At 68.0% G+C, this 25083-nt stretch carries 25 protein-coding genes; 14 read left to right on the top strand and 11 right to left on the bottom strand.

Annotated elements, in window-relative coordinates:
- Positions 1 to 217: 217 nt before the first annotated feature.
- Positions 218 to 556: a hypothetical protein gene (locus tag LI337_RS11500; protein WP_227229984.1), complete on the bottom strand. Its 339-nt coding sequence runs from the start codon at positions 554 to 556 to the stop codon at positions 218 to 220.
- Positions 557 to 625: 69 nt separating this feature from the next.
- Entirely contained in the window at positions 626 to 2641 is a 2016-nt protein-coding gene (locus LI337_RS11495) for an AMP-dependent synthetase/ligase (RefSeq protein ID WP_227229983.1), read from the bottom strand.
- Between the two features lie 147 nt (positions 2642 to 2788).
- Here LI337_RS11495 and thiL point away from each other — a divergent pair, with 147 nt between their 5' ends.
- Positions 2789 to 3691: a thiamine-phosphate kinase gene (thiL, locus tag LI337_RS11490; RefSeq protein ID WP_227229982.1), complete on the top strand. Its 903-nt coding sequence runs from the start codon at positions 2789 to 2791 to the stop codon at positions 3689 to 3691.
- Here thiL and LI337_RS11485 read toward each other — a convergent pair whose 3' ends face one another.
- Both LI337_RS11485 and LI337_RS11480 read right to left on the bottom strand, forming a co-directional pair.
- Entirely contained in the window at positions 3692 to 4036 is a 345-nt protein-coding gene (locus tag LI337_RS11485; protein ID WP_227229981.1) for a hypothetical protein, read from the bottom strand.
- A 171-nt stretch (positions 4037 to 4207) separates the two neighbouring features.
- Positions 4208 to 5344, bottom strand: a complete 1137-nt coding sequence (locus LI337_RS11480; protein WP_227229980.1) for a site-2 protease family protein — start codon at positions 5342 to 5344, stop codon at positions 4208 to 4210.
- A gap of 344 nt (positions 5345 to 5688) precedes the next feature.
- Between LI337_RS11480 and LI337_RS11475 the strand changes: the two genes are divergently transcribed.
- The gene (locus tag LI337_RS11475) at positions 5689 to 6564 is read left to right on the top strand and encodes a dihydrodipicolinate synthase family protein (protein WP_227229979.1); all 876 of its coding nucleotides are present in this window, start codon (positions 5689 to 5691) and stop codon (positions 6562 to 6564) included.
- A gap of 1 nt (position 6565) precedes the next feature.
- Here LI337_RS11475 and LI337_RS11470 read toward each other — a convergent pair whose 3' ends face one another.
- A complete protein-coding gene (locus LI337_RS11470; protein WP_227229978.1) occupies positions 6566 to 6847 on the bottom strand; it encodes a DUF7553 family protein in 282 nt (93 codons plus the stop codon).
- Between the two features lie 438 nt (positions 6848 to 7285).
- Between LI337_RS11470 and uvrB the strand changes: the two genes are divergently transcribed.
- Together uvrB and LI337_RS11460 are read left to right on the top strand one after the other, a co-directional pair.
- Positions 7286 to 9346 (top strand): excinuclease ABC subunit UvrB, encoded by a 2061-nt coding sequence (uvrB, locus tag LI337_RS11465; RefSeq protein WP_227229977.1) that lies wholly within the window; start codon positions 7286 to 7288, stop codon positions 9344 to 9346.
- An 84-nt stretch (positions 9347 to 9430) separates the two neighbouring features.
- Entirely contained in the window at positions 9431 to 10132 is a 702-nt protein-coding gene (locus LI337_RS11460) for a DUF4013 domain-containing protein (RefSeq protein WP_227229976.1), read from the top strand.
- 35 nt (positions 10133 to 10167) lie between these two features.
- Here the strand turns inward: LI337_RS11460 and LI337_RS11455 are convergent, their stop codons facing one another.
- Positions 10168 to 11370, bottom strand: a complete 1203-nt coding sequence (locus LI337_RS11455) for an SPFH domain-containing protein (protein ID WP_227229975.1) — start codon at positions 11368 to 11370, stop codon at positions 10168 to 10170.
- A 242-nt stretch (positions 11371 to 11612) separates the two neighbouring features.
- Between LI337_RS11455 and LI337_RS11450 the strand changes: the two genes are divergently transcribed.
- A complete protein-coding gene (locus LI337_RS11450) occupies positions 11613 to 12947 on the top strand; it encodes a hypothetical protein (protein WP_227229974.1) in 1335 nt (444 codons plus the stop codon).
- Positions 12948 to 12953: 6 nt separating this feature from the next.
- Here the strand turns inward: LI337_RS11450 and LI337_RS11445 are convergent, their stop codons facing one another.
- On the bottom strand, positions 12954 to 14690 hold the full coding sequence (locus tag LI337_RS11445; RefSeq protein WP_227229973.1) for an excinuclease ABC subunit C: 1737 nt from the start codon (positions 14688 to 14690) through the stop codon (positions 12954 to 12956).
- Between the two features lie 491 nt (positions 14691 to 15181).
- Between LI337_RS11445 and LI337_RS11440 the strand changes: the two genes are divergently transcribed.
- A complete protein-coding gene (locus tag LI337_RS11440; RefSeq protein WP_227229972.1) occupies positions 15182 to 16108 on the top strand; it encodes a DUF1028 domain-containing protein in 927 nt (308 codons plus the stop codon).
- A 36-nt stretch (positions 16109 to 16144) separates the two neighbouring features.
- On the opposite strand, the gene LI337_RS11435 is transcribed toward LI337_RS11440, so the two are convergent.
- Entirely contained in the window at positions 16145 to 16597 is a 453-nt protein-coding gene (locus LI337_RS11435) for a MoaD/ThiS family protein (protein ID WP_227229971.1), read from the bottom strand.
- Between the two features lie 135 nt (positions 16598 to 16732).
- On the opposite strand from LI337_RS11435, the gene LI337_RS11430 reads away from it, so the two are divergent.
- Together LI337_RS11430 and LI337_RS11425 are read left to right on the top strand one after the other, a co-directional pair.
- A complete protein-coding gene (locus LI337_RS11430; RefSeq protein WP_227229970.1) occupies positions 16733 to 17044 on the top strand; it encodes a DUF7521 family protein in 312 nt (103 codons plus the stop codon).
- A gap of 55 nt (positions 17045 to 17099) precedes the next feature.
- Entirely contained in the window at positions 17100 to 17480 is a 381-nt protein-coding gene (locus tag LI337_RS11425; protein ID WP_227229969.1) for a DUF5658 family protein, read from the top strand.
- Between the two features lie 18 nt (positions 17481 to 17498).
- Here the strand turns inward: LI337_RS11425 and idsA3 are convergent, their stop codons facing one another.
- Entirely contained in the window at positions 17499 to 18545 is a 1047-nt protein-coding gene (gene idsA3 / locus LI337_RS11420; RefSeq protein WP_227229968.1) for a geranylfarnesyl diphosphate synthase, read from the bottom strand.
- Complete coding sequence (locus tag LI337_RS11415) at positions 18545 to 19897, bottom strand: ribonuclease J (RefSeq protein ID WP_227229967.1); 1353 nt, start codon at positions 19895 to 19897, stop codon at positions 18545 to 18547. The genes idsA3 and LI337_RS11415 overlap by 1 nt, the downstream gene beginning before the upstream one ends.
- A 302-nt stretch (positions 19898 to 20199) precedes the next feature.
- On the opposite strand from LI337_RS11415, the gene LI337_RS11410 reads away from it, so the two are divergent.
- On the top strand, positions 20200 to 21159 hold the full coding sequence (locus LI337_RS11410) for a zinc-dependent metalloprotease (protein ID WP_227229966.1): 960 nt from the start codon (positions 20200 to 20202) through the stop codon (positions 21157 to 21159).
- Positions 21160 to 21283: 124 nt separating this feature from the next.
- Entirely contained in the window at positions 21284 to 21877 is a 594-nt protein-coding gene (locus tag LI337_RS11405; protein ID WP_227229965.1) for a hypothetical protein, read from the top strand.
- A 3-nt stretch (positions 21878 to 21880) separates the two neighbouring features.
- Here LI337_RS11405 and LI337_RS11400 read toward each other — a convergent pair whose 3' ends face one another.
- Positions 21881 to 22213: a 2Fe-2S iron-sulfur cluster-binding protein gene (locus tag LI337_RS11400; RefSeq protein ID WP_227229964.1), complete on the bottom strand. Its 333-nt coding sequence runs from the start codon at positions 22211 to 22213 to the stop codon at positions 21881 to 21883.
- A 127-nt stretch (positions 22214 to 22340) separates the two neighbouring features.
- On the opposite strand from LI337_RS11400, the gene LI337_RS11395 reads away from it, so the two are divergent.
- From LI337_RS11395 to LI337_RS11380, 4 genes are all read left to right on the top strand, one after another.
- Positions 22341 to 22871, top strand: a complete 531-nt coding sequence (locus LI337_RS11395) for an ester cyclase (protein WP_227229963.1) — start codon at positions 22341 to 22343, stop codon at positions 22869 to 22871.
- 209 nt (positions 22872 to 23080) lie between these two features.
- Positions 23081 to 23737 carry a DsbA family protein gene (locus LI337_RS11390; RefSeq protein WP_227229962.1) on the top strand — a complete coding sequence of 219 codons (657 nt, stop codon included), beginning with the start codon at positions 23081 to 23083 and terminating at the stop codon, positions 23735 to 23737.
- 138 nt (positions 23738 to 23875) lie between these two features.
- Positions 23876 to 24397, top strand: coding sequence for a TlpA family protein disulfide reductase (locus LI337_RS11385; RefSeq protein WP_227229961.1), 522 nt, complete (start codon positions 23876 to 23878; stop codon positions 24395 to 24397).
- 1 nt (position 24398) lies between these two features.
- Positions 24399 to 25061 (top strand): cytochrome c biogenesis protein CcdA, encoded by a 663-nt coding sequence (locus LI337_RS11380; protein ID WP_227229960.1) that lies wholly within the window; start codon positions 24399 to 24401, stop codon positions 25059 to 25061.
- Positions 25062 to 25083: the final 22 nt, after the last annotated feature.

The raw sequence follows: 25083 nt of genomic DNA, 5'->3' as shown, positions 1-25083 counted from the left end.
ATCGTTCGTGATGAACGCGGTGGTTTCGGAACCGTGGGAGTCGTCCCGAGATGGCGACCGTTCGGGTTCGACCCGTTTGCGACTGCGATCGCCGGCGCGACTCCCCCCAGCCGACCGCGACCGCACAGCACCGCACCGCGTGTTCGGTGCGTGTTCGGCGCGTGTTCGGCGCGTGTTCGACCGAGTTCACGTCACGACCGACGCCGACACCTCCGACTCACCGAAAGTACTCCCGCACGCTGTAGACGTAGGCGGCGACCAGCCCCGAGAGGAGTGCTCCGAGCAGGTTCAGCGTGAGCAGCGCGAGCACGAAACTGATCGCGTACACCAGCAACGTCAGCGCCCACGCCCAGCCCCTCAACCGGACGAGATTCACGAGGACGAACAGCTTCACCAGCGCGAAGGCGATGGCGACTGTCCCACCGAAGAAGCCGCCGACCCCCGCACCGAGGACGCCCAGTCCGCCGAGCAGGTCGGCGACCGCGCCGACCGCGCCGAGAACGGCGATGAGCCAGATACCGAGCGGTGCAGACCTGCTGGAGGGCGACCGTGCCATAGCGGCGTGTTCCCGAGCGGGCGACTTAACTGTGGTGTCGTCCCGCGCCGGTGCGGCACTGCCGCTGTCTCACTCCTCGTAGATCATGTTCACTTCGTCGGCGTACTTCTCCAGGATGTGCCGACGCTTCTTCTTCATCGTCGGCGTCATCAGGTCGTTCTCCTCGGTGAACTCCTCGGGAACGATGCGGAACTGTTTGATCTGCTCGTACGACTCGAAGTTCTCGTTGACCGACGCGACCTCCTGCTCGATGCGCTCGTAGACGCGGTCGTGCCGACAGACGGCGGCGGCGTCGTCCGGCAGGTCGATCCCCTCGCGACTCGCCCAGTCGCGGATGCCGTCGAAGTTCGGGACGATCAGCGCCGAGACGAACTTCTGGCCGTCGCCGACGACCATGCACTGTTCCACGACCGCACTGGACGCGAAGCCGTCCTCGATGGGGCCGGGTGCGACGTTCTTCCCGGTCGAGAGGACGAGCAACTGCTTCGCGCGCTCCCGGAAGACGAGGAAGCCGTCGCGGCGGCGCTCCACGATGTCGCCGGTGCGGAACCACGGGTCGTCCGGGTCGCCCTCGGCGTACTCGCCCTCGACGGTCTTCTCTGCGCCCTCGGGCAGGTCGTCGATAAACGCCGACGCGGTCTCCTCGGGTTTGTTCCAGTAGCCCTCGGTGACGTTCGGTCCCCGGACGAGCAGTTCGCCGATCTGGCCGTCGGCGGTGACGCTCTCGCCCGCGACGGTGTCGTCCAGTGCGGTTTCCACGTCCTGCACCGGGTGGCCGATGGTGCCGATCTCGGGCTGTTCTGGCGGGTTGACCGCGATGACGGGCGCGGTCTCGGTCAGGCCGTACCCCTCCAGAATCGGCAGCCCCATCGCGTGGTAGAGCGCGCACAGTTCCGCCGAGAGGCTCCCGCCGCCGGAGATGAAGAAGTCGATGTTGCCGCCGAGCGCTTCACGGACCTGCGAGAAGACGAGTCGGTCCGCGAGGCGGTGTTTCGCCGTGAGGAGCGTGCCGGGGTCGTCGGTCGTGTGGTACTGCTGGCCCACGCCCACGGCCCACTCGAAGATGCGCTGGCGGACCGGCGACTCGCTGGCCTGCGACCGGATCGCGTCGTACAGTTTCTCGTAGACGCGTGGGACGCTGGTCCCGACCGTCGGCGAGACGAGTCCGAAGTCCTCCCGGAGCGTGTCGGGACTCTCGGCGTACGCGACCGTCGCCCCGGCCGCGAACATCAGGAAGTGGCCCGAGAGTCGCTCGAAGACGTGTGCAAGCGGGAGAAAGGAGAGCGTCGTCGCACTCGGGCCGATCGTCGGCAGATCGCCCTTGTCGGGGCGCTGGCCGAACCGGCGGTAACACTGGTTGACGTTCGACCGGAAGTTCCAGTGGGTGAGTTGGACGCCCTTCGGTTGGCCGGTCGTCCCCGAGGTGTAGATGAGACTCGCCAGGTCGTCCGGGTCGCGTGCGTCGACCCACGACTCGTAGCTGTCCAGATCGAAGACCTCGCTGCCGCGCTCGTACACCTCCGACAGCAGGAGGATGTCGTCGCGGTCCCGCACCGCGCCGGCCATCCCGCTCCCGTCCGGCACGTCGTCCATCACGACGACGAAGTTCAGATCGAGATCGTCCTCGACGGCCAGCACGCGCTCCAGCAGTTCGGCGTTCTCGACGACGACCGCAGAGGCGTTCGGATCGTCGAGCAGGTACTGGACCTGCGACTCCGAAGAGGAGGTGTAGACGGTCGTGACGACACCGCCGGCCGCGAGCGCCGCGAAGTCGGTCTGTGCCCACTCCATCCGGGTGTGCGCGAAGATGCCGAGTCGGTCGCCCGTCTCGAAGCCGAGGTCCCGGAAGCCGGCCGCGAGGTAGCGGACGATCTCCTGCATCCCGGCGTAGGTCACGTCGCCGTAGTCGTCTGCGGGTGCGGGTGGGACTGCGGTCCCGGCCAGCGACCGGTCGTAGACGCCACCTTTGTATCGTTGTGCGATTCGACTCGCGTTCCGTTCGGCGCTCGCCTCGAAGGTCGCGGGCAGTGTCTCCCGCCCGAGGACCTCGTCGTCGAACTCCTGTTCGGCGTCCCACCAGTCCATGGCGCGGGCTACGCCCGTCCTACATTTAAAACAGTGTCCTTCACCGGACCTGTCCGTTTTCGGGCGTTTCTCGATACACCGCCCAGCGGTCACTGCAGACGCACAGCGAACCGCCGGACACTTGCCGACGCCCGGCGAAGCGCGGCCATGGACGAACGGGCCGCCCTCCGACTGCTCGCCGCCGACCTCCCGTCGGCCGGCGACGACGCCGCCGTCGTCGACGATCTCGTGCTCACGACCGACATGCTCCACGAGACGACGGACTTCCCGGAAGGAACGACGCGGTACACCGCCGGGTGGCGCGCGGTGGGGGCTTCGCTGTCGGACGTGGCCGCGATGGGTGCCGAGGCGACGGCGGCCGTCGCGGTCTACGCCGACCGTGACTTCGCGGAAGCCGACCTCCGGGCGTTCGTCCGGGGGGCACGCGAGGTCTGCGAGGCGGTCGACGCGGAGTACGTCGGCGGCGACCTCGACGACCACGCGGAGTTCACGACTGCGACCACCGCAGTCGGACGCACCGACGACCCGGTGCTGCGGTCGGGCGCGGAGTCGGGCGACCTGGTGGTCGTCACCGGCACCCTCGGTCGCTCGGCCGCCGCGCTCCGCCACTTCGAACAGGGTGACACAGAGCGCGGCAACGACCTCTTTCGGTTCACGCCTCGTGTCGATGCGGGCCGGGCACTCGCCGAGTCGGCGACCGCGATGATGGACTCCAGCGACGGCCTCGCTCGGTCGCTCCACCAACTCGCCGAGGCGAGCGACTGCGCCATCGAGTTCGAGTGGGACGCGCTTCCGGCAGACGAGTCGGTCGAGACGCTGGCGGAGAGTGAGAGTGACCGGCGCGAGATGACGGCGTTCTTCGGCGAGGACTTCGAGTTGGTGGCGACCCTGCCGGAGTCGGCGCTACCGGCGGTGCGGGCGGCATCGCCGACCGCGATCTCGGTGATCGGTCGTGCAATCGACAGCGACGGCGATTCCGAGACCGGTGTAGGTCGCGTCGTCGCCGACGGAGCGCCGGTCCCGGATCGCGGCTACACCCACGGCGAGTGACTACGACCTGCAAGTAACGAGACAGTGTAGCGTGAGTAGGGTGACAAACAACGAGACACACACGACTAGCCCCGGCCACACTTCGGAGACGCGAACGAGTGTTATCCACTGCAAGCCGTGTGAACCGACGATCCCCAGCACTGTGTGGAGATTGTCGAGGTTGACGAGCTTGGCGACAGCGACGGACGCGATGATGATCGTCGCTATCGTCCGAGTGTTGAACGTCTTTGCAGTGTCGTCTGCGTCCGCCAGCGCACTCGCCGATTCGCTCAAGAGGGCGAGAAGAACGGACGCTTTGAGCAGTTCACTGTCGGTGTCGGACTGGTCGTCTGGGTCTCCGTGCATGGGTAGGTGGACCGACGACCCCGTCGATAGAACAACTCGGACTCGGAAAACAGTTGTAGATGCTAGTACATAAATCTTTGGTGGTATTTTATATACTATAAGAACTGACCACAGTCCAGTTCGAGAGACACCGACGCGAGTGCGTCGTAACACGACCTACAACCGGGTGACTCAGACTGTCATCAACTGGATCGGCACGAGCATGAAACAGGTCGCGCCGAGCAGGAACGTGAACAGGCCCACCGCGATCCGCTGCCAGCCGAGTTCCGTCTCGTCGTCGATGGGGTTCGCCGGGCCGTTGAACGCGATGAACGTCGAGAACAGCCCCCAGAAGGCCCACAGGCCGACCGAGTCGTTGATCCCGAGGCCGCGAACGTAGTAGAGGTACGCCGCGAGGCCGAACAGGGCGACCGGGACCATCGCCGCGACGGTCTCCTGTCGCTCGCCGACCATCGCTCGCGTCATGTGCCCGCCGTCGAGTTGGCCGACCGGCAGGAGGTTCAGGACGGTGAAGAACATCCCGACCCAGCCACCCATGATCACGGGGTGGACCGTCTGGCCGGCCGCGAACTCGGTCGGTGTGCCGAGGAGTGCGGCGATCCACTCCAGCAGGAGCGGGTTCTGGAAGTAGATCGCCTGTCCCTCGGCGGCCAGCACGCGGGCCGGGACCTCGACCGGCGAGAGGAGTAGCCCGACTGCGGTGACGACGACGGTCGCCGCCAGCCCAGCGAGTGGGCCGGCCACGCCGATGTCGAACAGCGCCTTCCGGTCGGGCATCTGCCCGCGCATCCGGATGATCGCGCCCATCGTGCCGAACGGGAGGATGAAGGGGATCACGTAGGGGAGGGACACGTCGACGCCGTGGTAGCGCCCGACGACGTAGTGGCCGAGTTCGTGCGTCAGCAGGACCCCCAGCACGGCGGCGGTGAAGGGCCACGCCTCCAGCGCCCGGAGGGGGTTCGCCAGAATCTCCGAGGCGGGGATGTAGTACCACGCGGTCGCGCCGACCAGCAGCGTCGAGACGATAGTCGCCAGCAGGAGCAGGAGGTTCTTCCACGGGACGCCCTCGACGCCGGTGTCGGTCGGCTTGGCGACGACCACGTCGTGGTCGCTCGGCGTCCGGGCCAACTGGATCTCGTAGCCCGCCTCCCGGAACGCCGGCCACGCCTCCTCCAAGAGCATCCGCTCGGGGGCGAGTGCGTCACCGTAGAAGTAGACGCGCTCGCCGTCGGTCTGCGTCTCCCGGAGGTCGAACACGGCGGTCAGCGCCTCGACGGGGAGCCGATCCGTCGGGTCGGCAGGTGCCATCTTCGGGTCGTAGGTCGCTGGCGCGTATAAATCCGGTGTCGCCGGTCGGCACTCGGGAGTCCTCCCGACTGGGGGAAAGAGGGTGCTCCGGGGGAAGCCGGAACGAAAGGGGGGTGGGTGTCGGGTGTGCCGGGCGCGCGGGTGGGAGGATGGGAACTGAGGCCGTCAGTTGTGCGCGCCCACTCTGCGGATGGGGTGGTTTTCACTTAAATCCGCGTCAGACGGGCGTGTGACCCGCGTCTCACCCGTTCGACAGTCGTGGTTCGACAGCGTTCGGCGGCGACAGCCCACTATACTGTGCCCCACGGGACAGCGATTTGTACCCCCCGACCGTCGGTGGTCGCATGCACGGAATCGGACCGCCGCTGGCGACGCCGTTCACCCGCGAGGGCGACCTCGACACCGACAGACTCCGGCGACTCGTCGAGTGGGTCGAATCGCGGGGCGTGGACTTTCTCGTCCCCTGTGGCTCGAACGGCGAGACGGAACTGATGACAGCCGACGAACGCGCTCGCGTGATCGAGGTCGTCGCCGAGGAAGCCTCGGTGCCGGTCCTCGCCGGCACCGGGAGCCCCGGACTCCGGGAGACGCTTGCGGCGACCGACCGCGCCGCGTCGGCCGGCGCGGACGGCGCACTCGTCGTCACGCCGTTCTACTACGGACACGACGACGAGACGCTGGAGGCGTACTACCGCGACGTGGCAGACGCGAGCGACCTGCCAGTCTACCTCTATAGCGTCCCGGTGTACACCGACGTTGCACTCGATCCGGTGGTCGTCGGGCGACTCGCCGAGCACCCGAACGTCGCCGGGATGAAAGACACCACGAGCGACCTGGCGACGTTCCAGCGCAAGCGCGTACTGACCGAGGACGCCGACTTCGACCTGTTCGTCGGCACCGCCGGCGTGCTGGCCCACGCACTCGACGCCGGGGCGGACGGCGGCGTCCTCGCGCTGGCGAACGTCGCGCCGTCCGCCTGCGCCGAGATGCTCGCGCGGCACCGCGCCGGCGACCACGACGCCGCCCGCCGACTGAATCGCCGCCTGCTCGACCTGAACCGGACGATCACCGCCGAGTACGGCGTCCCGGGGCTGAAGGCCGCGATGCGGTTCCTCGACGCGCCCGTCGGCTACAGCCGACGCCCGCACCACGAGGTCGGCGACGACGCCCGCGAGGCGGTCGAGGCGCAAGTCTCCGCAGTCGCGGACCTCCTCGACTGACTCAGACGCCCGGCAGGTCTTTCCGGTACTCGCTGATCAGGCTCCGGGCGTCCCGGACGTGGTCTGCGGCCTCGCCCGCGCCGGCCTCGTCCAGCGAGTCGGCGATCTCGGCGAGGGCGTTCGTGTGTCGCGCGAGTCGGCCGTGGTCCGGCCCCCGGTCGGCGGTCGCGAGTTTCGCCAGTTGGTTCGACTGCTCGTAGATGCGCTCGGTCACGTCCTCGGGCGCGAGTTCGCTCGCCTGCCGGAGTTCGTCGCTCGCCTGCTGAAGCAGTTCTCGGGTCACGACCGGGCCTTCTCCTCGGGGCCTCAAACCGGTTTCTCTGTCGTGCGTCGACCTCGCCGAGTGTTCGGTCGGCTCTCGCGGTGTACTGGTTCGGCAAAAGCCGACGTCGGGAGGGATCGGCAAAAGCCGACGTTCGTGAGTTCGGCAAAGGCCGACGTCTGCGGATTGCGGTCGCGGTCGGTCGGTGGTGGTGGTGGCGGTCGGTCGGTGGTGGTGGTGGCGGTCGGTCGGTGGTGGTGGTGGCGGTCGGTCACGGTGGTGGTGGCGGTCGGTCGGTGGTGGCGGTCGGTCGGTGGTGGTGGTGGCGGTCGGTCACGGTGGTGGTGGCGGTCGGTCACGGTGGTGGTGGCGGCACTCTCGGCTGTCGCGGTCGCCGGCGGACGGGTCGGGAGCGTCCCGAGCGCACCGGTCAAGTAGTTCCGGGCCAACTACCACACGATGAGCGACAGCACGTCCGGGCCGCTCCAGCCGGACCGACCGGGAGCCGACAATCGATTCCGGGTCGACGCCCCCTTCGACCCGGCCGGTGACCAACCCGAAGCCATCGAGCAACTCGTGGCCGGCTACGAGTCCGGGATGGACGAACAGACCCTGCTCGGGGTGACTGGCTCCGGGAAGACTAACACCGTCTCGTGGACGGTCGAGGAACTCCAGCAACCCACCCTCGTCATCGCGCACAACAAGACCCTCGCCGCACAGTTGTACGAGGAGTTCCGCAACCTGTTCCCGGACAACGCCGTCGAGTACTTCGTCTCCTACTACGACTACTACCAGCCGGAGGCCTACGTCGAACAGACCGACACCTACATCGACAAGGAGATGTCGATCAACGAGGAGATCGACCGCCTGCGCCACTCCGCGACGCGGTCGCTGCTCACGCGGGACGACGTGATCGTCGTCGCCTCCGTCTCGGCCATCTACGGGCTCGGTGACCCGCGCAACTACGTCGACATGTCGCTGGAACTCTCCGTGGGCCAGGAGATCGACCGCGACGAACTGCTCGCCCAGTTGGTCGATCTGAACTACGAGCGCAACGACGTGGACTTCCAGCAGGGCACCTTCCGCGTCCGGGGCGACACCGTCGAGGTGTTCCCGATGTACGGCCGGTACGCGGTCCGGATCGAGTTCTGGGGCGACGAGATCGACCGGATGCTGAAGATCGACACCCTCGACGGGGAGGTCAAGTCCGAAGAACCGGCCGTCCTGATCCACCCGGCGGAACACTACTCGATCCCCGAAGAACGCCTCGAGAACGCCATCGCGGAGATCGAGGACCTGATGGACGACCGCGTCCGCCACTTCGAGCGACAGGGCGACCTGGTGGCCGCCCAGCGCATCGAGGAGCGCACGACCTTCGACCTGGAGATGCTGAGAGAGGCGGGCTACTGTTCGGGCATCGAGAACTACTCGGTCCACCTCTCCGACCGCGAACCGGGCGAGGCTCCCTACACCCTGCTGGACTACTTCCCGGACGACTTCCTCACCGTGGTCGACGAGTCCCACCAGACCCTGCCGCAGATCAAAGGCCAGTTCGCGGGCGACAAGTCCCGGAAGGATTCGCTCGTGGAGAACGGCTTCCGCCTGCCGACCGCCTACGACAACCGACCCCTCACCTTCGAGGAGTTCGAGGAGAAGACCGACCGGACGCTGTACGTCTCGGCGACGCCGGGCGACTACGAACGCGAGCACAGCGACCAGATCGTCGAACAGATCGTCCGCCCGACCCACCTCGTCGACCCGAAGGTCACCGTCGAGAGCGCCGACGACCAGGTGGACGACCTGATGGGTCGCATCGAAGAGCGCATCGACCGCGACGAACGCGTCCTCGTCACGACGCTGACCAAGCGCATGGCGGAGGACCTGACCGAGTTCTTAGAGGAGTCCGGCGTCGCGGTCGAGTACATGCACGACGAGACCGACACCCTCGAACGCCACGAGATCATCCGCTCCCTGCGACTCGGCCAGATCGACGTGCTCGTCGGGATCAACCTCCTGCGAGAGGGCCTCGACATCCCCGAGGTGAGTCTCGTCGCCATCCTCGACGCCGACCAGGAGGGGTTCCTGCGCTCGGAGACGACGCTGGTGCAGACGATGGGCCGCGCCGCCCGGAACGTCGAGGGCGAGGTCGTGCTGTACGCGAACCGGACGACCGACGCGATGGAGTCGGCCATCGAGGAGACCCAGCGCCGCAGAGCGATCCAGCAGGAGTTCAACGAGGAACACGGCTACACGCCGACGACGATCGAGAAGGAGGTCGGCGAGACCTCGCTCCCGGGGAGCAAGACCGACACCGCCGGCACCAGCACCGACGACGTGGCCGACGCCGAGGAAGCGAAACAGCGCATCGCGGTGCTGGAGGACAAGATGGACGAGGCCGCCGGCAACCTCGAGTTCGAACTCGCGGCCGACATCCGCGACCGCATCCGGGAACTGCGCCGGGACTTCGCGCTCGACGCCGAGGACGACGGCGTCGCCCCCGAGATCGACCCCGACTTCTGACACGGCGTACTCGACTCGACCCTCCGCCGATGCCGGCGCGTCTGCCAACGACTAAGTAGCCGACACTGAACCGTTGCGACAGGTATGTTGAGTGAGGCGTTGTCCTACGCACGGTCCGGCGACGAGGCGCTGCAACGACTGCTGATCGGCGGAGCGATCCAGTTGGGTGGGGCCATCTTCGTCCTGCCCGGTGTCTTCCTGTACGGCTACCTCCTCCGGGTGCTCCGAGACGCAGTCGACGACACGGGCGACACCGACGAACTCCCGCCGTGGGACGACTGGGAGACGCTCGCTGTCGACGGCCTGAAGGCGCTCCTCGTGGTCTTCGCGTACCTCCTGCCCGTGTTCGTCGTCACGGTCGGCGGCGTCCTCGTCGCGGTGTTCGCACTCCCGTTCGGCGCAGCACTCGGGTCCGGCGCGGCCGGCAGCGAGGCGGGTGCGGCCGCCGGAACGACACTGTTTCTCGTCGTCTTCGTCGGCGTGATCCTTCTGGGGGCACTCCTCTCACTGCTCGCATACTACCTGCTCCCGGCCGCACTCGTCGGTCTCGCGGTGGAAGACGACCTCGGTGCGGCGTTCCGCTGGGACGCGCTCAGAGCGGTCGCCCTCTCGAAGTCGTACGTCGTCGGGATGCTCCTCGCAGGCCTCGTCGCGGTCGCCGGGAGCCTCGTCGCCGCACCGCTCGTCTTCCTGCTTGTCGGTTTCGTCGTGCAGTTCTACGTCTTCGTCGTCGTCGCCCACGTCGCGGGACAGGCGGTCGCGGCGTCCACGTCGCCCGCCGCGTGAGTCGGCGTCCGCGTCGGTGACCTCGGCGTCCGTCGCTACTCCTCGCGTGCCAACTCGGCCGACTCGACGCCGTTCGCGGTCTCGGTCGGCAGGTTCTCGACGATCTCCTCGATGTCGTCGAGGCCGAGCATCTCGCGGGTCTCCTCGTCGAACTGCTTGCTGTCGAGGCCCGCGGAGTCCTGCACGTCGGAGCCAGACAACTGTTGTCCGTAGCGTCCGAGCAGACTGGTCAGTTCCTGCGGGAGGACGAACGTCGTCGAGTCGCCCTGACCGATCGACGAGAGTGTCTCCATCCCCTTGTCGATGATGGCGCGTTCACCCATCGACTCGGCGGACTTCGCCCGGAGGACGGTCGAGATGGCGTCACCCTGTGCCGTGAGAATCTGCGCCTGTTTCTTCCCCTGTGCCCGGATGATGTTCGACTGCTTGTCACCCTGTGCCGTCTCGACGGCGCTCCGGCGACTCCCCTGCGCTTCGAGGATCATCGCCCGGCGGCGGCGTTCGGCGGAGGTCTGCTGTTCCATCGCGTTCTCGACCGCCGGCGAAGGTTTCACTTCGCGCACCTCGACCGACTCGACGCGCACGCCCCACTCGTCGGTGGGTTCGTCGAGTTCCCGGCGGATGCGGGCGTTGATGTGGTCGCGCCGGGAGAGCGTCTCGTCGAGTTGCATGTCGCCCAGCACGGCACGGAGCGTCGTCTGGGCGAGGTTCGAGACGGCGCGGGTGTAGTCGTCGACCTCTAGGAAGGCCTTCTTCGCGTCCATCACCCGGATGTAGACCACGGCGTCGGCGGTGACCGGGGAGTTGTCTTCGGTGATCGCCTCCTGCCGGGGCACGTCGATTGTCTGGGTCCGCATGTCGAAAGTGTACGCCTTCGAGACGAACGGCGGGACGAAGTGGATTCCGGGGTCGAGCAGTCCCCGGTACTCGCCGAACACCGTCAGTGCGCGTTTCTCGTAGGCCTGCACGACTTCGACCGCGCTGGCGACGGTGGCGACCGCGACCAGGAGTGCGAGCAGTGCGACGAAGGTGAACAGGTCGAGGATCGGCAGGACGAACAGCACGAGCAACGCACCGATGCCCAACAGCGTGAGAATCGGGATCACGTTCCCCGGTCCGCGGCCGCCGGAGCTACGACTGCCCGATCCGCCCGACCCACGCTGCCCGCCGGACCGCTGACCCGAACTGCCGTCGAGTTCGGCGCTGAGCCGACCCAACTCGCGGAAGATGGAGGACATACTGCACTCTTTCGGCCGCGATGTGTTAACGCTTCCGCGCAGGACGACGCGGCGGTGACCGGTCGGCGAGTATGTGTTAACGCTTCCGCGCAGGACGACGCGGCGGTGACCGGTCGGCGAGTGTGTGCCGGTGTGCGCGCGGCGTGGGGCCGCCACGAGCGACCACAGACTCCCGTCTCGGCGTTCGTTTCGCCGGCCGGAGTCCGAAAGTCGTTATACCCGTGGGGGGCGAACGGGCCTGTATGGCTCGGTTACGCGCGCGGACCTACGCCTATCTCATCGGGATCGGCACCCCGATTCTGTTGGCCGGGGTCCTCTGGTGGTTCCGACGACAGGGCGGGCAGGCAGCCCCGAGCGACCAACTGTTCGCGCTCGTTATCGGCGCGGCGATGCTGGGCACCGCCGGTATCCTCCTGAAACGGTCGCTCCCGACGCTCGGAGCCTCGCTCGCACTGCTCGTGCTCGGGTTCCCACAGGAGGTCCTCGGGATGGTCATCCTGCCGTCCGGGGGGCTCTACCTGATCGCGGCGTTCATCGTCGGTCTGACCGACATCGGTGACATGGTCGGCGAGGGGATCGAAGCCGGCAGGGAGGGGATGGAGGAGTCCGGGATGAACGCCCCCGAGATGCCCTCGGCGTTCCAGGACGCGACCGACGGCGGGGAGACGGAGACCGCCGATACCCCCGAGAACGCACGCCCGGAGGCGGCGTCTCTCGACCCGCCGGAGCAATCCGTTCCGGACGCCGAGGCACCCGACGGCCCCGAACAGCCAGTCGACGCCGCCGACGTCGACCCGATCACGACCGAAGACGGGGTGGATGCGACCGAGGACGAGGTGGCGGCCGAAGACGAGACCGACTCGACCGCGACAGAGACCGACACCGACGAGACCGTCCCCGATCCGGAGGACGTCGTCGAAGAACACGGACCACACCACGCCCCCGAGGTGCAGGTCGACCAGACCCGCGTCCACGCCGACGACCCGAGTGTGGGACAGATCGGCGGCGACGACGAGGTGACCGACAGCGAGGACGTAGACGAGACGACAGACGACGAGGACGTAGACGAGACGACAGACGACGAGGACGTAGACGAGACGACAGACGACGAGGACGTAGACGAGACGACAGACGACGAGGACGTAGACGAGACGACAGACGACGAGGACGTAGACGAGACGACAGACGACGAGGACGTAGACGAGACGACAGACGACGAGGACGTAGACGAGACGACAGACGACGAGGACGTAGACGAGACGACAGACGACGAGGATTCGCCGGGAGACGTCGAGTCCCGCGAACCGACCGGCGACCGGGGGACGCGCGCCGAGCGACCCGACCCCGACGAGGCCAGAGACTGGGGCGGTCACAGCGAGGCGTCGGCGGACGAAGCCGCACCCGATGCCGACGAGATGGACGACCCGGCCACTGAGGACCCGACGGCAGCGACCGGTGCCTCCGACGAGCAGCGAGAAGACGGAGAGCCTCCCGGCGAGGATGCGGACGCCGACAGCGAGTCGGCACCCGACGACGGGGACGAGACGCCGGCCGAGGACCGGGAACGGTCCTCGTGACGCCACTCAGAGCCGCGACTTGATCGCCTCGGCCGTCGTCTCGCCGACGCCGTCTACGTCCTGAAGTTCTGCGACCGACGCCGCGCGCACGCCGTCGACACTGCCGAACCGCCGGAGGAGTCGCCGGCGCGTCTGCGGGCCGACGCCGGGCACGTCGTCGAGGACGGTCGAGACTTCGTCCCGGAGTGTCTGGTGGTACTGGACCGCGAAGCGGTGCGCCTCGTCGCGGACTCGTTGGAGGACGTGCAGGTGCGGCGCGTCGCTGTCCCAGTCGAGCACGCCGTCGGGCGTGATCACCAGTTCCTCCTCTTTCGCGAGGGCGACGACCGGCACGTCCCAGCCGACCTCCCGGAGCGCGTCCCGCGCCGCGCCGAGTTGGCCGTCGCCGCCGTCGATCAACAGGAGGTCGGGGTTGGGCCGGTCGTCTCGCTCCTCGACCGCGCGCTCGGCGCGCCACCGGAGCAGGTCGCGCATGTTCGCGTAGTCGTCGTTTCTGTCGGGGAGTTTCTTCCGGCGGTAGTCGGCCTTCTCGGCGGAGCCGCCGACGAAACAGACGTCGCTGCCGACGACCGCCGTCCCCTGCGCGTGGCTCACGTCGAACCCCTCGATGCGCTCCGCCGCGTCGAGACCGAGTTCGGCCGCCAGCGCCGCGAGGCCGTCCGAGCGCGTCGGGCCGCTCCGGGCGTTCTTCAGCGCGAGTTCGACCAGTTTGGCCTCTCTGCCCGCGCCGGGCACCCGGACCGCGACACCCTCAGAGTCGAGCCACGCGAGCAGTTCCGCGTCGTCCGGGCGTTCAGAGAGCAGGAGGGCGTCGGGCAGGTCGCGTTCGGCGTAGTACTGCGGCACGAACGCCGCCAGCAGGTCGGCGACGCGGTCCTCGCCCTCCGGCGCGTCGAGGTGGTGGCGCGACCGGTCCACGAGTTGGCCGCGTTCGGCGTGGAGGCGCGCGACGACCGCGTCGTCGCCGGTGATCGCCGCGCCGAGAACGTCCACGTCGCGTTCGCTCTCGGTGTCGCCGGCGACCGCCTCGCCGCCCGTGCCGTGGAACGACTCGACGATGCCCAGTCGGTCGCGGAGGTTCGCGGCGCGCTCGAAGTTCTGCTCTGCTGCGGCCTGTTCCATCTCCCGGCGGAGCGGGTCCGCGAGGATCCCCGTCTCGCCCGCGAAGAACCGGCGGGCTGTCTCCGTGTCCTCGCGGTAGTCCTCGGCCGGTATCTCGCCGGTACAGGGGGCGGTGCAGAGCCCCATCTCGTAGTCGAGGCAGGGCCGGTCGCGGTTGTCGTACTTGTGGTCGGAACAGCCCCGCAGGCCGTAGATCTCGCGGACGGCCTTGACGACGACCTCCACGTCGCCTTTGCTCGTGTAGGGTCCGAAGACGGTCGCGGCGTCGTTCGGGTCGCGGGTGATCTCGATCCGGGGGACCGGGTGGTCGGTGAACTGGACGAGCGGGTAGGACTTGTCGTCCTTCAGGCGGACGTTGTACCGCGGCTGGTGGCGCTTGATGAGGTTCGCTTCGAGGAGGAGTGCCTGCGTCTCGGTGTCGGTGACGGCGAAGTCGAGACGGTCGGCGTGGGCGACCATCCGGCGGATGCGCTCGCTCCGGGGGTCGGCGTAACTCGCCACCCGGTCCCGCAGATCCACGGCCTTCCCGACGTACAGCACCGCCTCGCCGGCGTGGAACTGGTAGACGCCCGGGTCGCGCGGGAACTCGCGGGCGCGGTCGCGGACGGTCTCGGTCTCCATTCGGTGGTGGTAACGGTCGGATCGGCTTGAGGGTGACGCGACGCGGTCGAGTGCTCCCGACCCGCGACGACCATTTATACGAAGCGCGACTCATTTATATACCTCTCCCGACAACAGGGCCGTCATCCCCTTCTCGCCCACGCTGGAATCCAACGAGGACGCGAGCAGGTGGCGATCCGACCCGAGCAGTGTCCGAGCGACAGCGAGGGCCTGCTCGCAGGTCGGTCGCTCAGCAGTCGGGGAGGTGTGGGGAGACTACTGCGACGACCGGGTTCCGAACTCGCAGTCGGTTCGCCGGGTGACGACCAGTGACGACACGATGGGACACGAACCCGGGTGGGACTGAAAGGGGCCGGTCGAGACGCCGGGGGCTTTCACCGCTCGTCGTCTGCGACGTATCCGACAGAGTTCCCGCCATCACTCGAATCACCCAAGTTCCCGTCTCGAACGTACTCGACCCTTTTTGTCGCCCCCACACCACAGCGAGTACCATGACGTTCTCAATCGTCGCACGCGACCCCGAACAGGACGCCGTCGGCGTCGCTGTCCAGTCGAAGTTCGTCAGCGTCGGCTCCGTGGTGCCCTTCGCGGCCGCCGACGCGGGGGCCATCGCCACCCAGTCGTTCGCCAACGTCGCCTACGGCCCCGAGGGCCTCGACCTCCTCCGGGCGGGCCACACCGCCGAGGAGACCATCGCGGAGTTGACCACCGTCGACGACGAGGCCGAGTCCCGACAGGTCGGCGTCGTCGGTGCCGACGGCTCCGTCGCGGCGTTCACCGGCGACGACTGTTTCGAGGTGGCCGGCGACGTGCAGGGCGAGACCTACACCGTCCAGGGGAACATCTTGGAGAACCGCGAGACGCTGACGGCGATGGCCGACGCCTACGAGACGACCGAGGGTGGCCTGCCCGAGCGACTCCTCGCCGCGCTCCACGCCGGCAACGAGGCCGGCGGCGACAGTCGCGGCGAGCAGTCCGCCGCGCTGTACGTCGTCAAGCCCGAGGGCGGCTACGACGCGAAGAACGACCGCTGGATCGACGTCCGGGTCGACGACCACGAAACCCCTATCGACGAACTGGAGCGCGTCTTCAAACTGTACGACGTGACACTCCTGGCCCGCGAGGAACCCGACGACCTCCGCGAGTTGGACGGCGAGACGGCGACTGCCGTGGCCGACACGCTCGCCGAACTGGGGTTCCTCGTCGCCGACGCTCGCGGCGACACCGACGCGTTCGGCGAGGCGGAACGCGAGGCCCTGGAGGAGTTCCGGGGGATGAACAACTTCGAGAACCACTCGCTGGCGGTCGTCGAGGACGCCCTGGCCCGTGGCTGGAGCGAGACCGATCCCGCCGCCGACGGCGAGGCTCAGATGGTCGACGCGCTCTGGCACGGGCTGTCGCGGCTGGATCGGGAGTGAGCGCGGGAGCGATCTGTCTGCTCGTCCTCGCTCGTCTCAGACGCAGTACAGGAACGGGTTGATGAGCGCCACGCGGTCGCCGTCTGCGAGTTCCGTGTCGAGTCCGTCGAGCGTCTCGTTGAACCGGCCGTTGACACAGATGCGGGCGTACGTGCGTGTCTGCTCGCCCTCGGGGTTGCGGTACCAGGTGCCCCGCAGCGCGTCGGGTTCCGGGGCGTCGGCCCACCCGCGGGTGGTCGCATCGGCGTCCGTCTCGGCGAGCAGCAGGTCGGCCACCTCGTACTCCGCGAAGAAGGCGTCGAGGAACGCACGGAGCGTCCCGCCCTCGAAGGTGAACGACAGACTGTGGCTCGGCAGTGCGTCGCGCACCTTCCCGGTCGCACGCACCTCGACGGTGGTCGTCGCCCGGTCGGCCGGGTGTGGGGTCTCGTCCGTGCCCGTCGCTGTCGTCTCGTCGTCGTTCGCCGGTGCCGCATCGAGCGTGGCCATACCGTCGTGTCGGTCCCGCAGTCCCGAAAACTCGGTCCCGAACACGTTCGTCCGGCGCGCGTCGAATTTTCGCTCACTGGGAACTGGCGGGGACTTACAACCGACTGCGTGGCATACGACCGCGCGGAGGTGACCATGCAACCGACGTACACACTCCTCGTCACGGCGAAGACGGTGACGTTCCTGCTGGGCGGTGGACTGGCGCTGCTCGCCTTCCGTGTCGCCCGCGACCGTGATTCCCGACAGCTTCACGCGCTAGCGACCGGTTTCCTGCTCGTCACCCTCGGCTCCGTGACGAGCGCGCTCCACCACGTCGCGCCGCTGTCACAGAGCCTGGGTCTCCGACTCGGCAGTGTGCTGACGGCCGTCGGCTTCGCGGCGTTCGGCTACTCGCTGTACGCCACCGGCTCTGTCGTCCCCCGCCGGTCGGGCCGGGGTGTCCAGTGAGCCGTGCGGACAGCCGGCGCGCTATCTTCTTGTTCTCAGGGCGCGACGACCCGTCGTGACGCAGACTCGCCGGCACGGGGTCGCCCGACTGCTCTCGCTCGAAGCCACCCACCTCTCGCCGAACCGCTTCTACTGGGCGTGGATCTTCGCCACCGCCGGCTACGGCGTCGGCGACACGGTGACGACCGTCGCCATCGTCTGGTTCGTCCCGTGGGTCGCCGAGTCGAACCCGGTCGTCGCCGGCGGCGTCGCTACCTTCGGCCTCGCGGGCCTCGTGGCGGTCAAACTCGGCGCGATGCTGGCGTGTCTCGCAATCGCCCACCACTCGGCGCTGGCCGGCGACAGACTGCTCCCGTACTTCCTCCCGGTGGGACTCGGTCTGTTCGGGACGCTGGTGACGGCGTGGAACCTGCTGTTGTTGTTCGGACTCGCGTAGAAAGACGGCCGACGACGATCAGTAGCCGCGCGTGATGAGGTAGTCCGCGAGGTCCTCGAGCAGACTGCGGGCCTCGTTGTCCGGGAGCACGGCCAGTCGCTGTTTGCTCCGGTCTGTCAACTCCTGTGCCTTCTCGCGGGCGTAGTCGATACTGCCCGCCGCCTCCAGTTCGGCGACGGCGTCGTCGATCTCGGCTTCCGTGACCTCCTCGGGGTCGTCGGCGTCCACGAGGCCGTCGACGTCGACGCCCTGCTGGCGCGCGTGGAGCGTGATGATCGTCTCCTTGTTCTCGACGAGATCGGAGCCGCGCTGTTTGCCGAGTTTCTCCGAGGGGACCGTCAGGTCCAGCACGTCGTCCTGGATCTGGAAGGCACACCCGGAGTCGATGCCGTACCGGTAGAGCGCCTCGACGGTCTCCTCGTCGGCACCGAGCAACACGGCCGGCGTCGCGGCCGACGCCCCGTACAGCACGGCGGTCTTGTGCTCGATCATCTCCAGGTACTCCTCCGGGAGCACGTCGGTCTGGCGCTCGAACTCCACGTCGAGGGCCTGTCCCTCGCAGATGCGGATACAGGTCGTCGCCAGCAGCCGGGTCGCCTCGAGGGCGTGCTCGGGGGGCGCGTCGGTGTTCGTCATCAACTCGAACGCCTTCGCGTACAGCGTGTCCCCCGCGAGGATGGCGGTGGAGGTGTCGTACGCCTCGTGGACCGCCGGGACGCCGCGCCGGAGGTCGTCGTCGTCCATGATGTCGTCGTGGATCAGGGTGAACGACTGGATGACTTCCAGGCTGACGGCGGCGGCCATCACGTCGATGGTCGCGTCGTCGAGCGCCGGGAAGGATCGGTAGTCGGCCGACAACGGCTCCACGTCCGCGAGTGCCTCGGCTGCGAGCAGGACGACGGTCGGGCGGAGCCGCTTCCCGCCGGCTTCCAGCAGGTACCGAGTCGCCTCCCAGAGCCGTGGTGGCTCCGACATCGGCAACTCCTCGTCGATGGCGTCGTTGACGAGTTCACGGCGTGCTGCCACCGCGTCGAGTACCCGCTGTTCCGTCGCGTCCTGTGTCATCACTCCACCAGTTGGATCATGTTGCCGTTCTGCGTGACGTGGAGGTCACGGCCCAGCGAGTAGCCCTCGCTCCGGCAGAGGTCGACGTACGGCGCGAAGCCCTTGAGGTTCTGGTGCGCCGGGATGATGTTCTTCGGCTGGAGCGCGTCGAGCATCTGGTAGTGGCCCTCCTCGCGCAGGTGGCCGGAGACGTGGATGTCGTCGTAGATGCGCGCGCCCTGCATCCCGAGCAGTTTCTCGGACTGGTAGCGCTGGCCCTCGTTCGTCGGCTCCGGGATGACCCGTGCCGAGAAGATGACCTTGTCGCCGTCGTCCAGTTCGTACGGCGTCTCGCCGCGGCCCATCCGGGTGAGCATCGCGCGTGGCTCGCCCTGGTGGCCGGTGACGATGGGCAGGTAGTCCTCCTTGCCCTCCTTCATGATCCGCTTGAACGTCCGGTCCACCGACTTCCGGTGGCCGTACATCCCGAGGTCGTCCGGGAAGTCGACGAAGTTCAGGCGCTCTGCGGTGCCCGAGTACTTCTCCATCGAGCGACCCAGGAGGACCGGCTGGCGGCCGATGTCCTGTGCGAACTCGACGAGACTCTTCACACGGGCGATGTGGCTGGAGAACGTCGTGGCGACGATGCCGCCGTCGTAGTCCTCCACCGAGGTCATCACGTCCTTCAGGTGGCGTCGGGCGACCGACTCCGAGGGGGTCCGACCCTTGCGGCCGGCGTTCGTACAGTCCTCGATGTACGCGAGGACGCCGTTGCCCTCGCGGCCGATCTCGCGGAACCGCTTCATGTCGATGGGGTCGCCGATGACCGGCGTGTGGTCCATCCGCTTGTCGAGGCCGTAGACGATGGCCCCCTCCGGCGTATGGAGCACCGGGTTGATCGCGTCGATGATCGAGTGGGTGACGTTGACGAACTCCAAGTCGACGTTGCCCGAGTCGCCGATGGACATCGTCTCGCCGGGGTCCATCTTGATCAGGTCGTTCTCGACGTTGAACTTGTTCTCGCCCTGCACCTGCTGTTTCACCAGTTCGATGGTAAAGGGCGTGGCGACGACCGGCGCGTTGTACCGGTGGGCGAGTTTCGAGATCGCGCCGATGTGGTCGAGGTGGCCGTGCGTCGGCACGATGGCCTGCACGTCACCCTCGAGGTCGGACATGACCCGGTCGTCCGGGATCGCGCCCATGTCGATCAGGTCGAGACTGTGCATCTTCTCCGTCTCCACGTTGTCGTGGATCAGGACCTGCGAGAGGTTGAGGCCCATGTCGAAGATGACGACGTCGCTGCCCGCGCGAACGGCCGTCATCTGCCGGCCAACCTCTTCGTAACCGCCGATTGTTGCGATTTCGATTTCCATTGTTGAATCCGAGCATCGAAAGCCACGTCGTGTGGCGGAGTGTGCTCACGCAAAGCCGCAGTCGGGGGCCATCGGCCCCGGCGTCTTACAGCACGTCGGTCGCTGGACCCCGCGTGCGAGACCGACCACGTCGGCCGATCCGCACTTACCCACGGGCGATGTTGCCCGAAGCTACACGCCGGGGTATTAAAAACTACGTGGGTTCCACGCTCTTCGCGTGACAGGTCGTCACAGGATCGGTAGTTCGGCCCGTGATAGGACCCGCAACAAGTGTTTTGTCGGGGCGGACCCGACAGGTGTGCATGAACCTCTTTCGGAGCGTCCGGGCGGTCACGACCGCCTCGGGCACCGGCGTCATCGACTGGGACGCCGTCGCCGAGGCCGCCAAGTCGTCGACCGATCCGGGCGATCTGACGCTCTCGGCCGAGGAACGCGAGGGTTTCGCCTCGGACGTGCGTGACGCCAGAACCCGCCTGCAGACGGTCGCGGGCGTCGAGTTCGATCTGCCCGACACCGTGGAGGTGCAGAACCGCCACCACTGGATCGACGCCAACGTCCGGACCTTCCGCCGGGTGATGGCACCCGTCGAGGAACACGGCGTCTCGGTCCTGCCGGGCGTCACGCGCGTCCTCAACACCGGGACGATGGCGGTCATGCTCTCGTTTCTCGCCAACAACGTCCTCGGCCAGTACGACCCCCTCTTGCTCGCGGAGGCGGACGACGCCGACCACGGGCTCTACTTCGTCCGGCCGAACATCGTGAAGGTCGCCGACTCGCTGGACGTGGACTACCCCCGGTTCCGGCGCTGGATCGCGTTCCACGAGGTGGCCCACGCCGCCGAGTTCGGGGCCGCCCCGTGGCTCTCGACACACCTCGAACAGCGCATGGAGCAGGGCATCGAGGCACTCGCCGACGGCGGCGTGGACCGGCAGGCGTTCCGGGAACTCGACACCGCGATGACGGCCGTGGAGGGGTACGCCGAACTGCTGATGGACTGGGCGTTCGACGACGACTACAGCGACCTCCGGGCGAAACTCGACGCCCGGCGCAGTGGCGGTGGGCCACTCGCGCAACTGATTCGCCGGGCGCTCGGTCTCGGTCTGAAGCGCCGGCAGTACGAACGCGGCGCGGCGTTCTTCACGGCGGTCGCGGACCGGCGCGGCGTGCAGGCAGCGAGTCGTGTCTGGGACCACCCGGACAACCTGCCGACCGACGAGGAACTGGACACGCCCGAGAAGTGGATCCTGCGCGTCGACCCCTGAACGGGACGTGACAGCCGCGCAGCGGTCCCCGATACGACCGGCCACCGAACTGTTGTATGATTTAGGTATCCGGGCGGTGATTCTTTCCAGAATAGTCAAGACGCTGTCGTCGTCGGACTCTGTCATGGCAACTGTCAGCAGACCTGACACACATCGCGAGGAACTCTCGCTCGTCCTCGACGCCGCCGACCGGCGCTTCGCCGGCGTCGCGGTGGCGGTGACGCTCGGTGCGCCACTCTTGGCGTACCTCTCCGGCGTCGCGTCGCTGCTGTTCTACGTCCACGTCGCACTCGGGGCGTTCTGGTTCGGGATGGACTTCTTCTTCAAGTTCGTCCTCGGCCCGTCGCTGGAGGCCGCCCCCGACGAGGCCGCCGGGGCGGTCAACGCCGCACTCGTGCCGAAACTGCTCGTCGTCGCCGAACCGCTGAGCCTCGGCGTCGTCGCCTCGGGCATCGCGCTGGCCGAACTGTTCGGCTACTGGGCCGACCCGACGATCTGGCTGTGGGCCGCCCTCGGCATCTCTGCGCTCCTGCTCGCGGTCGGCTTCGGGCCGCTCCACCTCCTGACGACGAAGCTGTCTGCGGAACTGTCGCTGCCCGATCCGGACCCCGAGCGTGTCGAGTCGCTGCTCGGACGGACGATGCAGTGGGGACTGCTCCAGACCGTGCTGTTGCTCGCGGTCGTCGCCACGATGGTCGGGATTCGCGGGCTTCTGTAGGCGTCACTCCACCGGATCGTGGTCGGTGTGCTGGCCCCAGAACCCCGGATACTTCGTCACGGTCACGTCGCCGAGCACCTGCGTCTGGCACGCGAGTCGGAGGCCCGACTCGGTGTCGTGTGGCGGGAAGTCCAGTCGCCGGCGCTCCCCGCCGTCCATCGCCGAGACCTCGCCCTCGACGCGGACCGCGCAGGTGCCACAGGTCCCGAAGCCGTGGCAGTTGATCGTGTCGGCACTCCCGTTGTGCGGGGAGACGCCCGCCTCACGGAGGACGGTCCGGAGGGTCGCACCCTCCTCACACTCGATCGTTCGCCCGCGAAACTCGACTGTCGGCATGGTGGAACTGTCTGCCCACACCGGTTTCAGTCTACCTGCGCCACGCGATGTGATCACCCGAACGGTTCCGACACCACCGTAACAGCCATGTTACCACGTGTCGTACTCAGACAGTTGGTGACCGGACGTGCTCGCACCAGACGGGGGGACGACCGTCGAACAGGCCGACGAGCGACTCGTCGCGGACTTTCTCACCGCGTTCGTCGCCGGTGACGCCGACGCGATGGCGGCGACGATCACCGCGGACTGCGTCTTCCACCAGCCACGCTGGCCGCTGGACACCGAGGGCCGAGCGGCGATCGTGGAGCAGACCCGCGAGAGCGAGGGGAGGTTCGTGGACGTGACCGTCGAGATCGAACAGTCGGTCGCGTCGGGCGACCGGATCGCGGTCCAGACGACCGCCAGCGGGCGGAACGTCGGCCCGCTTCGGATGGGCGACCGCGACCGCGAGATCGCGCCGACCGGCCGGCGGTTCGCGGTACCGCAGTTCGGCATCTACCGCATCGAGGACGGGAAGATCGCCGAGGCGTGGGTGTTGGCCGACGCGCTCGGCATCGTCGAACAACTCGACAACCTGCCGAACTCGCCCGGCAAGATGGCCGAGATCGCACTTCGACAGCTCCGGTGGCGGTTCGGTGGCCGGGAGCGACTGGTCTGAACGACGGTTCCGGCGACCGGCTTCCCCGGCCGCCGCCACACTCACAGCGGACGAGTCATGCGACGGGGTCGTCGAGTATCTACGACCGCAGACGAGTCCGTCGGCGTAGACGTCGGCGGCCGTCCAGCAGACGCCACAACAGCCGAGTCCGGCGACGGGGTCGCCGGACTCGTTGTACCTAAGTATCTCTGTCCCCTCCTGTCGACGTAATGAAGGGCACACGACGCGCGTACCTCTCGGCTGTGGCGGCCGGTGCGGCGACCGCCCTCGCCGGCTGCCTCGGCGGCGGAAGCAACGCCAACACCGGCGACTGTGACATCGGCAACCCCGAACAGGTCTCCGAGCAGGAGAACCCGGCACTCGGGAACCCCGACTCCTCGGTGACGATACAGGTGTTCGAGGACTTCTCCTGTCCCCACTGTGCGACGTACAACAACGAGATCTTCCCCGACGTGCGCGCGGACTTCGTGGACACCGGCGACGTGCTGTACCAGCACCACGACCTCCCGCTCCCGGTGAACGAACGCTGGTCGTGGAAGGTTCCCAGCGCGGCCCGCGCGGTCTACGCCGCCACGGACGCCGAGACGTTCTTCGAGTACACGAAGGCCGTCTTCGCCGAGCAGGGCAACTACTCGATGGACGTGCTCGACAGCGCCGCGGACGACGTCGGCGCACCGGGCTGTGACGCCCGGAGCGCCGCGATCAACGACACCTACCGGCCCGTGCTGGAGGCCGACCGCCAGCGCGCCATCGACATGGCCGGCAACCAGCAGATCGGCACGCCGGCCGTCTTCGTCAACGGCTCGTACCTCGGAAGCTACCAGTACGCAGACATCGAGAGCGCGATCCAGCAGGCGCGAGGCTGAGACGACGCGCCCGTCGACCGCCCCACAGTCACACTCCGTGCTCTGCCCGCGTCGGAGATTCGACGATCGTACTACCGTCTGGCAGTCGGAGCGCACAGCTTCGGTCGCTTTTTACTCGCGGACACCCACCGTTCGGACATGAACCGGAGGCAGGTCCTCGCCGGTGCCGGCGGCCTCGCACTCACCGGCGGTGCCGGCTGGATCGCGTTCGGACGGGACGCGGGTGACTTCGGCGTCACCGTCGACACCATCGACGCCCCCGGCTCCGAGTCGGGTACCCAGCGTCTCCCGGTCCCGGGCACCGTCACCCTCCTCGACCTCTTCGCGACCTGGTGTCTTCCCTGTAAAGCACAGATGCGCTCGCTCCGCCCAGTCCACGACGACTACGGCGACGACGTGGCGTTCGTCTCGGTGACGAACGAGCAGTTCGGCGGCGGCCTGACCCGCGAGGACGTGGCCGACTGGTGGCGCGAGCACGACGGTAACTGGATGCTCGGCCACGATCCGGCGAGCGTCGTCCACCAGCAGGTCGGGTCGACCGGCCTGCCGTACCTCGTGTTGACCGACGCAGAGGGGCGGATCGTCTGGAGTCACTCGGGCGTCGCCAGCGAGGCACGACTGCGCGAGGAGATCGAGTCGGCACTCGCGGGCGGGACGTGAGATGGTCGACTCGCCCACGCTGGGGGTCGTCGCCTTCGCCGTCACCAGCGGCGTCGGCACCTTCTTCGCGCCCTGCGCGTACCCGCTCCTGCCGGGCTACGTCGGCTACTACCTCGGCGAAGAGGACGCCAGTCTCTCCGGCGCAGCGGTGCGTGGCGCGGCGGCCGGTGTCGGCGCACTGCTCGTCCTCGGCCTGATCGCCGGACTGCTCGTCTCGGTCGGCCAGCGACTGGTCGCGAACGTCGTCTACCTCGAACCGGTGATCGGCCTCCTGCTCGTCGCCCTCGGGGTGCTGTACGTCCTCGGCCGGGCTCCCGACCTCCGGGTCGCGCTCCCGGAACGCCGGGCGTCGGTCGTCGGCTTCGGTGTCTTCGGGGCGGTGTACGCCGTCGCCGCCGCGGGCTGTGTCGTCCCGCTGTTCCTCGGGGTCGTGAGCCAGTCGCTGACCCTCTCTGCGGCCGGCGCGGCCCTCGCGCTCGGGAGCTACGCCGGGGCGGTCGCGCTCCCGCTGTTCGGTGTCACCCTGCTGGCGGCCGTGGGGAGCGACTCGCTTCGGGGACTGTCCCGACACGTCGGGTCGATCCAGCGTGTCGCGGGCGGGGTGATGATCCTCGCCGGCCTCGGACAGGTGGCGTTGTCGCTGTCACTGCTCGGACTGCTCTGAGTGGCCCGGCACGCGACGTCCG

Source organism: Salinirubrum litoreum, assembly GCF_020567425.1.
In the GTDB taxonomy this organism is placed as follows: Archaea; Halobacteriota; Halobacteria; order Halobacteriales; family Haloferacaceae; genus Salinirubrum; species Salinirubrum litoreum.
The sequence above is the reverse complement of the archived record's forward strand: the minus strand, read 5'-3'. Positions and strand labels throughout refer to the sequence as shown.